This window comes from Methanoculleus sp. SDB, from assembly GCA_001412355.1.
Classification (GTDB): Archaea; Halobacteriota; Methanomicrobia; order Methanomicrobiales; family Methanomicrobiaceae; genus LKUD01.
In genome coordinates this window covers 1-10,801 of record LKUD01000105.1, presented here as the reverse complement: position 1 = coordinate 10,801, position 10,801 = coordinate 1, and the positions used below count along the sequence as shown (strand labels likewise).

11 protein-coding genes and 1 tRNA gene are annotated in these 10,801 nt (G+C 53.7%); all 12 read right to left on the bottom strand.

What is annotated here, in order from left to right; genetic code table 11:
* Window positions 1-95 precede the first annotated feature (95 nt).
* Entirely contained in the window at window positions 96-1,064 is a 969-nt protein-coding gene (locus APR53_01855) for an elongation factor Tu (protein KQC03001.1), read from the bottom strand.
* Window positions 1,065-1,142: 78 nt separating this feature from the next.
* Entirely contained in the window at window positions 1,143-2,828 is a 1,686-nt protein-coding gene (gene gltX, locus APR53_01850; protein KQC03000.1) for a glutamine--tRNA ligase, read from the bottom strand.
* Window positions 2,829-2,830: 2 nt separating this feature from the next.
* Entirely contained in the window at window positions 2,831-3,796 is a 966-nt protein-coding gene (locus APR53_01845) for a phosphoesterase (GenBank protein ID KQC02999.1), read from the bottom strand.
* A gap of 9 nt (window positions 3,797-3,805) precedes the next feature.
* Window positions 3,806-5,146, bottom strand: a complete 1,341-nt coding sequence (locus APR53_01840) for a ribonuclease J (protein KQC02998.1) — start codon at window positions 5,144-5,146, stop codon at window positions 3,806-3,808.
* Window positions 5,147-5,149: 3 nt separating this feature from the next.
* Window positions 5,150-6,202, bottom strand: coding sequence for an isopentenyl pyrophosphate isomerase (locus tag APR53_01835; protein ID KQC02997.1), 1,053 nt, complete (start codon window positions 6,200-6,202; stop codon window positions 5,150-5,152).
* A gap of 69 nt (window positions 6,203-6,271) precedes the next feature.
* Entirely contained in the window at window positions 6,272-7,036 is a 765-nt protein-coding gene (locus APR53_01830; GenBank protein ID KQC02996.1) for a uridylate kinase, read from the bottom strand.
* Window positions 7,002-7,895, bottom strand: a complete 894-nt coding sequence (locus APR53_01825; GenBank protein KQC02995.1) for a mevalonate kinase — start codon at window positions 7,893-7,895, stop codon at window positions 7,002-7,004. The genes APR53_01830 and APR53_01825 overlap by 35 nt, the downstream gene beginning before the upstream one ends.
* Window positions 7,896-8,681 carry an extradiol dioxygenase gene (locus tag APR53_01820; protein KQC02994.1) on the bottom strand — a complete coding sequence of 262 codons (786 nt, stop codon included), beginning with the start codon at window positions 8,679-8,681 and terminating at the stop codon, window positions 7,896-7,898.
* A 29-nt stretch (window positions 8,682-8,710) separates the two neighbouring features.
* Window positions 8,711-9,319: a 30S ribosomal protein S2 gene (locus tag APR53_01815; protein KQC02993.1), complete on the bottom strand. Its 609-nt coding sequence runs from the start codon at window positions 9,317-9,319 to the stop codon at window positions 8,711-8,713.
* Window positions 9,316-10,506: an enolase gene (locus APR53_01810; protein ID KQC03002.1), complete on the bottom strand. Its 1,191-nt coding sequence runs from the start codon at window positions 10,504-10,506 to the stop codon at window positions 9,316-9,318. Before APR53_01810 ends, APR53_01815 begins: the two co-directional genes overlap by 4 nt.
* Window positions 10,507-10,511: 5 nt before the next feature.
* Window positions 10,512-10,685, bottom strand: a complete 174-nt coding sequence (rpoK, locus tag APR53_01805; protein KQC02992.1) for a DNA-directed RNA polymerase subunit K — start codon at window positions 10,683-10,685, stop codon at window positions 10,512-10,514.
* A 30-nt stretch (window positions 10,686-10,715) separates the two neighbouring features.
* Window positions 10,716-10,788: transfer RNA gene (locus APR53_01800), tRNA-Pro, on the bottom strand.
* Window positions 10,789-10,801 lie beyond the last annotated feature (13 nt).

The window sequence follows — 10,801 nt, the reverse complement described above, 5'->3', positions numbered from 1 at the left end:
TACTGAGATACGAGAGTTCTCGGGAACCACGATGAGCTGCTGTGCTTTTACCATTTCTATCGGCCGATGAAGGCCTTTCTTGTAAAAGTAATTATTTATGGCTGGTGCAGGAGAACGGATCCTGCAACCCGGAGTCTGCCCGCATCGAGGTGATGGATGACTGCAGAATCACCGGGAAGATAGACCAGATCCCTGTCAAGCGCGATCGTTACAGCAGGATGTTTCCAGTCATCCCCCGCGTCAACCGTGACAACCCGTCCGGAGACGAACTGCATCCAGTGTCCGATATGCAGCACCATTCCTTCACGCAGGGGGTGCTGCCAGAAAGATCCCAGTTCCGCCCGACCGTGAATCGTGCGGGTCGTTGCTACACTTCCGTCGGTGGAGAGGACAAAACCCCGGTCAAGGTCTTCCGCACCGATATTTTTCAGAGCGAGGCCCACCCGGTCACCTGCCGAGGCGGTACTCCAGTCATCATCATGTTTCTGGATTGAACGGATCTGTGCCGTTTTCTTGCCGGGAAGCACGGCTACGATATCGTGTTTGTGGATAATGCCCGACCGGACAGAACCGAGAATGACGATCCCGATACCTTTTACGTTGAAGTGGTGATCGATGGGAACAATTCCGCCTGTTTCCGGTTTGGAGTCCCGTGTGACTGCCGCGACATCCTGCAGGAGATATTCGCGCAGTGCGACCGGATCATCCTCCACCAGCCTGTACCCCTCTACGACGGTTCCCCTGATCAGGGGTGCAATCCGGGACGGGTCAAGATAATTCCTGAGAATCAGATATCCTTTCCGTACGCCGACGGCATGAAGCATCACGACCGTTTCACCGAACGCCGTATCTATTTCATCCACTACCAGGATGGCTTCATCTGCCATCGAAACCGAAAAGAAAAGGGACTGGACACGTTCGGGATAGCGCGCAGGCTCAATCATTGTGACGGCATCCTCCCCACGCTTTATGTTATAAAACGTAATGTCCGATGTCGTGCCGGCTTTCCCGATACCGCGGGCATATCCGGTGGATCCGAGTATCGCTACAGTGATATTTGCCATGTGTCGTATATATATGAGTTCGAACGATAAAAGGACTCTTAACCGCCGGTGTCCGTCTCAGGAAACCTGATATATTCCTTACCGGTGTGCATAGTATGCCTGAACAATGCCGTCCTCGACCGCATCGATCCGGGCGAATCCCACGCGTTCGAACTGGACGACCCTTCCGATTTCCAGGGCTGCAGCGGGCTCACACAGTCCGTCCACGTTTCCGTTCGGTTTTTTAAGCACACACGACTGAGCTTCACCGGCAGGAAGCCACTGTACAATCGGTGCTTTCGCAGCACGCGCTTCATCGAGTGAATCCCCTGCATACGATAAACGAAGAATGCCTTCGTCCTGTGAAATACGGACATTGAAGAGATCCTTCAGGCGTACCATTTTATGCCCCGTGATATCGTCGGTGGAGATGAATACCTCGCCGGAGAACATCAGATCGCGGCTGCCGCGTTCGGGATGGTTCGGGTGAAGAAGGGCATGTGCAGTCTGGTCCGGGGCATTCCCAATAAGGTGCCGTTCCGGATGGGGGATGAAAAAATACCGGTTTGCAACAGGATCAATCAATGCCTTGTTCTTGGCATAGAGATTCTCCCATGAAAACGAAATATCCGTATCACCGATGCCGATGTCGATCATCGCGTTCCGTACAGCTTTGGGCAGGATGCCGCGGCGTGCAATCGCTTTCAGGGTACCGAGATGAATGTCGTCCCAGCCGGCATACAATCCCTCGCGAATGCCTTCTTTGATTGCAGAGGTGGAAAGGACCAGACCTTCGATTGACATCCTGCCATAATGCCGGTAATACGGTGGCTTCCAACCGAAATACGTGTAGATATATTCCTGCCTTCTCGTGTTGGCGATATGATCCTTTCCCCGGATAACATGAGTGATTCCCAGCAGGTGATCATCGATCACGACCGAGAAGTTCATGAGCGGATACACACGTGTGTCGCACCGGGGGTGAGGTGGGGCATCGACGATACGGAAGATCGAAAAATCCCGCATTGCCGGGTCGGGATGAGAGAGATCGGTCCTGACACGCACTGTCACCGTACCTTCCGCGAATGCTCCCGCCAGCATCCGGTCCCACAATGCAAGGCTCTCTTCGATGCCGGCCGATCTACAGGGACAGGCTTTCTTTTCGAGTTTGAGAGTTCTGAACCGTTCCGCCTCGCACGTACAGACATACGCCCCTCCCAGTTCAATAAGACGCCTGCCGTGCTCGTGGTAAATATCCATCCGGTCGCTCTGGTACACCGTTTCGGTGACGGCAAGGTCAAGCCATTCGATATCGCTCTGCAGAAGGTCGTAATTTTCCCTCTCAATCCGTCTCGGGTCGGTATCTTCGATCCGGAGAACGTACCTGCCGCCATACTTCCGGACATAAAAATCATTGAGATACGCGGCACGGGCGTGGCCGATATGCAGGGGACCGCTCGGGTTTGGTGCGAACCGCATGACGACGCCATGTTCGGCCTCTTCCAGATCCGGCAGTTCGGATTCGCGTTCACGCTTCTGCATTTTCGGCACCATCAGACCGGGTGCGAGTGCGGTCAGTCGTCCCTCCCGTTCTTCAGGCGTCATCCGCTCCACCTCTTCGAGTACATCCGCGAGGAGAGCCGCCATCTCCTTTGCACGTGAGCGATATTCCGGATGGTTCCCCATGAGAGTACCCAGAACTGTCCCCCCTTTCGGAACGCTCCGGTGGCGGACAGCGTTCTGAAGGGCGTACATGACGAGAAGGTCGCGTGGTCCAGGTTCCATTTTCAGAATCCCCGGGTCACGAAATAATCGGTAATCTGACTTAATAACACCCTTTCCTCTGATTCGGGGAGGTTATGCAGCGCCTTTTTTGCAATTGCGACCTTTTCTGCACTCATGTCGCGGACATCCTGAATAACGCCGGCATCTTCCAGTATAAGGATCGCATTCTCAATTTCGGCATCGGAGAGATCGGCACGGCGATAGGGCGAGAGGTCGATGCCCCTTTCACGGGCATGGATGGCAATGAGCGTCTGCTTCCCTTCTCTGAGATCCGAGGCACGGTCTTTCCCGCTCTTTTGTGCATCTGCCAGAAGGTCGATAAGATCGTCCTGAATCTGGAATGCAATACCTGAATTCACCCCCCATTCATACAGTGCCTTGACCTGCCCCGGGGTACCTCCGGCGAGTATTCCGCCTGCGGCGGCAGCTGAAGCAATGAGCGCTCCGGTTTTTTTATGCACCATATCGAGGTATTCCATCTCGGAGACGTCATCCCGCGATGCGAATGTGATGTCCATGTGCTGTCCCTGACAGATTTCGATGCAGGTACGGGCAAGCAGCATTACGGCTTTCACGCGTGCATTATCCGGGGCGATGGCTTTTGTCAAAAGTTCAAAAGCCTGCGCGTACAGGACATCACCTGCAAGAATAGCCGTTGCTTCGTCCCACTCTGTATGGACGGTCGGCACGCCCCTTCGGGTGGAGTCTCCGTCCATAATGTCATCATGAATGAGGGTAAATGTGTGAGTCACTTCAAGCGCAAGAGCGGCGGGGAGAATATCCATGGAACTGCCCCTCCGCACCGCATCAGCCCCGAGCATTACGACAGCGGGGCGGATGCGTTTCCCTCCCGCAAGCAGGAGGTGCGCCGCCGCTTTGTCCAGTTCCGCAAAAACGCTCCCGTAATTTCGGAAAAGTTCCTTATCGACGATATCAGCGGCTTTTTGAAGATACTCGTTCAGTTCCATGTCTTCACCTTATTGTGGGAAAGTGATCCTCTGTCCGTTCCGGAGGATGTGAATATCATTGTTCAGGGTGTACCCGCTTTCTTCCGCAAACTGGACGTATCCACCGGTCATGTCGATATTCCCGTGCGAAGGGATAATATGCTGCGGATTGAGCATATGAATCAGTTCATAGTGGTCTTCCCGGTACGCATGACCGCTCACGTGAAGCTCATCGAACAGGCGTGCACCCCTCATCTTCAGCAGGGTTTCAAGCATGTGGCGCTGACCGTAATTCATCGGATTCGGGATGACTTTCGCAGAGAACATAATCTTGTCCCCTTTATCCAGTCTATACGGTGTATCCCCTTTTGCCAGCCGCGTAAGGATCGCGCCCGGTTCGCCCTGGTGCCCGGTGACAATCGGAACGAAATTTTCTTTCCCCGATTTCATCATCCGCTTAAAAGTCCTGTCTACCGTCCGCCGGTTTCCGAACATGCTGACGGTACTGGGAAACCCGACCAATTTAAGCTGTTCGGCAGTTGATGCATACCTCTCCATCGAACGGCCGAGCAGAACCGGTTTTCGACCGATTTCATGCGCACACTCCGCAATCGTCTTTACGCGTGCAATATGGGACGAGAACGTGCTGACGATCATGGCGTTCTTATCATCCTCATAACTTGTCATTACGTCACGAACGAGATCCCGGGCTACCCGTTCGCTCGGCGTCCTGCCCTTGGTCATCACATTTGTGCTTTCAACGACGAGCGCGAGAACGCCTTCCTTGCCTATCTCCCTGAGTCGCGCAAAGTCCGGCGGTGCACCGATGACTGGTGTTCTGTCAAGTTTGAAATCGTTTGCATAGATAATCGCCCCGCGGGGGGTATGCAGAACCGCCATTATCGTGTCGATAATGCTGTGCTGCATCCTGACGAATTCAAGGGTGATCGACTGGGAGAGGGTATATTTCTGTCCCGCCTTGAGCGTGAAAATTTTATTGTTCACCCCGAACTTCTGTTCGCCCGCTATCTGCTGCCGTATGAGTTCCGCCGTATAGGGCGTTCCGATAACCGGCGCGTTGTACCGGTGGGCGAGTTTGGGAATCGCCCCGATGTGATCGAGGTGCCCGTGAGTGCAGACAATCGCCTTAACGGTGCCCTCTACTGTGTTCATCAGCGTATCGTCCGGGATTGCTTTCATCTCGATGAGATCAAGCGAATGCATGTTTTCGACTTCAGCATCCTCGTGGATCATTATCTGATCGAGCCGGAGCCCCATATCAAAAATTACGATCTCTTTTCCGCAGCGAACAGCCGTCATATTTCGTCCGACTTCATTATAGCCGCCTACTGCAATTATTTCAATATCCATGAATTATTCCTCCGAATGTATCATCTGACCTGTCAGGCCGGTAATATACGTACGCACGTTTCTCAGCCGGGCAACTGAGTCCGCACCGGTGAGAAACATTGCGACTTTCAGCTGTTGCTGCATCATCTCGATTGCTGCAAACAGCGCTTCTTCACTTTCCATTGCCGGTTTCAGGAGCGGCAGTGCGGTTCCGCACAAATCAGCTCCGAGTGCTATCGCCTTGGCGATATCGGTGCCTGAGCGGATCCCTCCTGTTGCAATGACGGGACTTCCGGTGCCCGCAACCTCGCAAAGGCTCACAACAGTTGGAATGCCCCAGTTGAGGAAGTGCGAACCGAGCCGGGCGAGTTTCTCGTCCGGTGCACGCACGCACTCGACTGCAGCCCATGAGGTGCCTCCCCATCCTCCTGTGTCAATACCCTGAACGCCACTGCCCCAGAGCCTTCTCGCGACTTCCCGGGAAATCCCTGATCCGGTCTCCTTGACAATTATCGGATAAGAGGCTTCAGCGCAGAGGGCGGCGAGTGCTGCGAGAGAGTCGCATGCATTATGATCGCCTTCGGGTTGTATTGCCTCCTGAAGCGGATTGAGGTGGATACAGAGAGCCTGTGCATCAATCATCTCCACAGCCCGGTCCGCCCATTCAATTCCGTGATCACGGAGCTGGATAATACCGAGATTCGCGCAGAGAAATGCATCAGGTGCATGGTCGCGAACTACTATAAAACTCTCCTCCAGATCCGGGTTTTCAAGAGCGGCCCGTTGTGATCCGACTCCCATGCCAAGGCCGTACTTCGCCGCAGCCCGGGCAAGGCGTCGGTTCACCTCCAGCGTGTCCGGGTGACCTCCGGTCATGGCTGCGATAAAGAGAGGTGACTGTAGCGTGTGCCCGAGAAACCGCACCCCGGTCTGCAGTGATCCGAGATCGCACTCAGGCAATGCGTTATGCACCAGCCGTACGTCATCAAACCCGGAATACCCGTATTCTATCTGCTGTTCACAGCAGATCACAAGGTGGTCCCGTTTCCGCGAGGATGTCTGCGTTGTAGTATCCATTATTATTCCTCCGGGATGTGTCCCCGATATCGGTACCTGCCCGCCCGGTAAAGCAGCCATTCGATTGAATCAGTTCCCTTCCCGGCGTCTAATCACGGTACCGCCATGATTACGCCCGTCCAGAAAGTCCCCAAGACGTGAAATATGAAAGATCTCCGATTCCGTTCCTTCACCCGCTAGTGAAAGGAGTTCACGGATTTTACCTTTCATTCCTCCTGTGACGTCAATATTTCCTGATTCACCAATGGAGAGTGTATTTGCGGTTTCCGAATCGATCCAGGGAAGAACCGACCCTTTATCGAGTACGCCGGCAACGTCGGTTGCCAGCCCTATCCGGTGAATACCCATCCGGGGTGCGATATACCTGACAAGCTGGTCTCCTGAGACAATGCAGACACCCCGTGTCCTGTCCATGACGACATCGCCATGGAGCACAGGCACGATCCCGTTCCGGACGAGAAGTTCGAGAGGTTCCAACTCCATTGAGACGAGACGACCGTCTTCCGCAACACATACATCCAGAGGATGCATTCCCATTGCTTCCACACCGCTGGTACGAAGCGCATTTACCACGGCATCGTTGAGGTGTCCGACCGCTTGATGCGTGATAAATATACCTGCTATATTATTTTGATCCAATCCTTTATGAATGTGATGACGCATCGCCTCAGGATGACCGCAGGAACCGGCGCCATGGACCAGAATAATTTCACCTCCGGGATGCTGTGACAGGGCATCCGCAATCTTTGCCAGCCGTAAGTGACTGATTGTGCAGTCCCCTGATTTATCGGTAATAACGCTACCGCCCAGTTTTACGAGCAATCTTTCCGTCATGTTCTTTACGTGCCCCGTCAGTATCGATGGTTGTAATTATCGCCCGGGCGTCGCACCCTTCGATGGCACCGGCGATACGCGTTTTGGACCGCTTGGGACAGAGTGCGATGATACACCCGCCGCCACCCGCCCCGGTCATTTTTGCCCCGTATGCGCCGGCCGCACGGGATGCCATAACAAGGCGGGTCAGCGACGGGTGGCTTACTCCAAGCGCCTCCAGGAGAGCATGGTTGATATCCATATATTTGCCGATTTCTTTCGGATCTGCAAGATGATGAATCGCTTTCATGCAAACAGCGTCAATTGCATCAAGTATGGGATTAACGATAGCAGGCTCTTCCTGCCTGAATGTACCGACCTGCTCCACCATCTTCGAAGTGCTGTGTGAAACAAGCGTATTGCCGATGACGAGATTGAATGACTGCGGCGGCAGACGGCGTTTCGTTCCCCCTTTGATCAGCACAATCCCCCCGAATGACGACACATACGTGTCAGTCGGGCTTGCTCGCCCTTTTTGCGCCTTTTTCTCAATTGTATATGCGATTTCTGCTATCTGCGCACGTGAGTGACCGAGATCGAATTCGTCGTTGATTGCCGACAGTGTGGCAACAGTGACTGCTGCCGACGAACCCAGACCGGATGAGCTCGGGAGTTGTGAATGAACATATACGCTCCCTTTTACATCGAGTTCGGAGAAACAGTTTTCAATATATGGTGATTTTACCCTGGGAGGATGCCGTCCTTTCCGGACAGTGACATACACCCGCGGTTTAATTGCCATTGCAATGCCCGGTTTGCCGAAAACGACGGCATGCTCTCCAAATAAAAAAACCTTTCCCGGAGAACTCCACGTCGCCACTTATATCACCGCGATGGCCGCATACCCGACTACCTGGCTCCGGTCGCCCGATACTTCGGCACTTGTGGTGTACCGGATCAGGTCACCGCGGGTTGCTCCAAGACTGCGGCACACCGTGACCATCGTGGCAATGGGGCCATAGCCGCAGGCACTGACGCCCGCTTCGTGAATGCGGCGGAAAAACTCACCGACGTCAAGGTTTCTGAGCGCTTCGATGGCATACAGATCCTGCCTCCGGGCGACATCTTCGGGAATATAGTGGGAAAAATCACTTGATGCCACAATCCGGATCTCCCTGCCTGTCATCCGGATAGCCCGGATAATTTTTCCGGCGAGGTTTTCAACAGAACCCGGGCTCTGGCTTCCCATCATAACCGGCGCAACCAATGCCCGCGGAAACCGGATCTGGAGAAACGGAACCTGAACTTCAAGAGAATGCTCACCCTTATGGGAAAACTCATCCACAGTAATGTCCATTGCCTCGATAAACGGGCGGTCAGTCTGCACCATGCCAAGAGGCGTCTCCCATGCTTCACCGGAGGCGCACGTGATCATCCCCTGATGGCTCGGACCGATAAGCACGATTGTTCCGTCGAATCCTTCCGGCAGCGCAGCAATGGCGTGAGCTGCTGTCTGGCCGGAATAGATATATCCCGCGTGCGGAGATACAACGCCCAGCGCCTCTCCGCCGCCTGCGGTTTGCCGGAAAAAAGTCTCGACCATCTGTCGAAGGTGGGTAGGATTATCGGGATAAAACATTCCCGCGACACTGGGTTTTCGTGTCATAGTTACACAACCCCCTTTTTCATCGGATGTTACAGATCGGTCTCAAAATCTTCGGGTGTCAGTGAAGTCGTGATTCCCCGGTGGCGAAGAACTTCGCGTGTGAGGAGATAGTATACCATGGAGAGAGCTTTTCGGCCCTTGTTGTTTGTCGGGATGACGAGATCGACGAAACTGGTCATATTGTTCGTATCACACAGCGCGACGATGGGAACACCGCACTGGACGGCCTCGTTCACTGCCTGCGAGTCGCCGATGGGATCGGTCACGACCAGCACTTCGGGTTCCACATATCCTGCGATACGCTGGTTCGTCAGGAGACCGGGAATAAATCTGCCAACTGCCGCCATGCCACCGATAGCCTCGGCGAACTTCTTTGCGGGATACTGGCCATACTGGCGTGATGTAACGACCAGGATCTTCGTGGGATCGAACCTGGCGATAAAAGCCGCGGCAGTTTTTATTCTCTTGTCGGTCTCCTGGATATCAAGAATATACAGGCCATCCCCGCGTACACGGTAGATGAATTTCATCATGTCCTGGCTTTTTTGCTGGGTGCCGATGTGCACTCCTGCGGCAAGATATTCCTCAACCGGAATAAGGGATTCAGCAAGTTCTATTTCTATATCATTGGATGTCAATAGATCATCTCCTCAATACGAACAAGTTCATTCAGTTTTGCAATACGTTCTCCACCAACAACGCCTGTTTTTAAGTAAATACAGGCGAATGCGGTTGCAAGATGTGCAATCGTTTCATCGGTCGTTTCACCAGACCGGTGACTCATGACCGTTTCCATACCGTTGGCATGGGCAAGACGCACCGCTTCAAAAGTGTCTGTCAGGGTCCCGATCTGATTCGGTTTGATAAGGACGCAATTTGCAGATTGCTGCTCGATACCCGTCTCAATACGGTCAACGTTTGTCACGAAGAGATCATCACCGCAGATAAGGCATCTGTCACCAACCTCTTCGGTCAGCCGTGCGAAACCTTCGAAATCCTCTTCGTGAAGCGGATCCTCGACGTAAACCAGCTCATACCGGTCGATAAGATCGCTGATATATGCAATCTGGTCTTCGCTATTTCGATTCGCATCCCGGTATTGATAGTGGCCATTGCGCCAGAGTTCGCTCGCTGCGACATCAAGGCCCATATCGACTTCCACTGCCAGATCGTCTGAAACAGCAGCAATGGCTTCACTGACGAGATCAAAGGCCGCAATATCACTGATCTGTGGTGCCCATGCACCTTCGTCGCCTTTGCCGCAGCCTTTGCCCTGACTGTTGAGAAGTTCCCGGATCTGTTTATGGACGACCGCGTTTGTAAAAATCGCTTCTTCGGCATCCATCGCCCCGGTCGGCACGATCAGAAATTCCTGAATATCGGTCGCATTGGCCGCATGGGCTCCTCCGCCGATAACATTGCCGAGCGGAAGCGGGGTATCGGTTGTGAACACACCGCCCAGATACCTGAAGAGCTCCAGACCCAGAGAAGAAGCGGCTGCTTTCGCATTTGCCAGCGACAATGCTACCGAGATATTCGCGCCGATGACGCTGAAATCAGGTGTGCCGTCGATTTCCCTGAGCAGCGCGTCAAAACCGGTCTGATCGCGTGAATCCGTGCCCAGGAGCGACGGGATCACCGCCGATCGGGCATGCTCGATTGCTTCGCGCACGGGAAGGGCTTTTGCCTCATACATGCCGGTACTCGCACCGCTTGGTGCTGCAGCCCGTCCGAAACCGTTTTCGGTCCAGAGATCCGCCTCGATCGTCGGATTGCCACGGCTGTCGAGAATTGTTCTCAGGGTAATACTCGTTATGGTCGTCATTCCGATCACTTCACTCTTTTTACGGTGATGGGAACCACACGTTTCTGGAATTCTTCGATGGCGATCTCAAGCGGATCGATGTTTCCTGTCGTGATAAGGACGGGAGCACCCATCGAAATCTGCAGAGCACGTGCACCGATAATTCTGGCTCTTTCATATCGGGTATACGATTCCTTCATATGTCCTCAAAATTCGTTTTCATAATTGGATGGGGTCGCTGAGATTTGAACTCAGGTTACAGCATCCCGAACGCCATAGGATTCCAGGCTACCCCACGACCCCTCACTGATACGGG